General features: G+C 27.3%; 1 protein-coding gene. It reads left to right on the top strand.

What is annotated here, in order from left to right; all coding sequences use genetic code 11:
• Positions 1 to 480 precede the first annotated feature (480 nt).
• Complete coding sequence (locus QZ306_RS10565) at positions 481 to 1,101, top strand: Rab family GTPase (RefSeq protein ID WP_295163668.1); 621 nt, start codon at positions 481 to 483, stop codon at positions 1,099 to 1,101.
• Positions 1,102 to 1,561: the final 460 nt, after the last annotated feature.

Here is a 1,561-nt window from a genome sequence, read left to right as displayed (position 1 = left end):
ACAAAAATTTCAGTAATATATCCATAGACAATATTCTTTAAAGACTATTTAACCTTAACTTTGTAAACTATCAATTCAAAAAAAATAATATGTGTTTCGAATTGTTCCATTGATAATGTAAATATTAAAAGAGAATATGAGGCTAATGATAGATATAATGATTTTTTTATATTTTGCAATTGCTATGAGGCCAATAATATATATGGATTTGAAAATCTAAAAACAAAATTAAAATAGGCTTTAATATTTTATGGTGTAAAATGGTTTATTTATTTTAGAGGAAGGTCAATTTTACTTTATAAAATAAAACTCGGCTATTATTAAGTATAAAATAATTTTATTTTAATATTATATTTTGTTATCATAATTAAATATGTTTACAGCTTAAAATTTCAATATAGACAAAGATAAATTAAAAATAAAACAAAATTTTATTAGATTTTATGAGTATTCAATTAGTTGACCACCTAAAATTTTCAAATGTCTGAAGAACCTCAGCCTTTGTCGTTTAAAGTTGTATTCGTTGGTGATCCAAATGTTGGAAAAACAAGTATTATACAAAGAGCTATATCAAGTGAATATTTTGGAGCTAATAGACCAACAATTAGCCCGCAAGGTCAAACAATTACTGTGAATATTGATTCCCAAGAGGTCATTCTTAATGTTTGGGATACGCCTGGACAAACTAGTTATCGCAATACAACTCCTTTTTATATTCGAGGCTCAAATGCTATCATTTTTGTATACTCATTGAATGAAAAAAATACATTTGAATCTATTGAAGAATGGCATGATTTTGTTTTGAATCATATCGAGAAAGATAAAGTACGTAATGTGCTTGTTGCAAATAAATCTGATCTTGAGGGATTACATCCCAACCAAGTGACAGATTCTGAGGGAAAAGAGAAAGCAAAATCTTTAAATATGACTTTCATCAAAACAAGTGCAGAAAACAATAATAATATTAAAGAATTAATTGAACTTATAGGATCAGAATGTTTAAAAACAAAAGGCAATAATGGAATGGATAAGTCCATTCTAGAAAAAGAAAGTGAAAATAATAAAAAAGATTGTTGCTACTTTTTTATATATATAATATAACGTTTTTTTTGTTAACCTATTTAATTGTCCTTAAAAACAGACAGGCTTGCTAAAAGTGGATGGGCAGGAGCAAGTGATCGAAGGTGACCTTCAGGCCCGGGCCAAACGGCACACAGTGGCACGTCCAAACCGCTTTGCCGGCCCGAGCTTGCGCCCTTTATACCATTGCCCGGGCAAATGCTTCGAGCAAAAAACTTGTTAAAAAGTTTATAAAAAAAAATAATACATTTTTTTGAATCTTTCTAATTTTACTCAATATTCTTTATATAATATATCCTATGACTAAATAATAATAAGTGATTAATTAATGTTGTATATTCGTTATTCATTTCAGAGTTTTGACGCATTACTTATGTTGACACTAATATTTCTGAGATCTCATAGAAAAAGTGAAATTAATTAATAAAAATGTTATAATATCTTCATTAATATCTAATATTTTTGAAATATATTTATCAAT

Source organism: uncultured Brachyspira sp. (genome assembly GCF_910588665.1).
Taxonomy (GTDB): Bacteria; Spirochaetota; Brachyspiria; order Brachyspirales; family Brachyspiraceae; genus Brachyspira.
The sequence above is the reverse complement of the archived record's forward strand: the minus strand, read 5'-3'. Positions and strand labels throughout refer to the sequence as shown.

What these genes read in the sequence shown, in the direction of transcription:
- QZ306_RS10565 (WP_295163668.1), top strand. Translation starts at nt 481, where the DNA reads ATGTCTGAAGAACCTCAGCCTTTGTCGTTTAAAGTTGTATTCGTTGGT.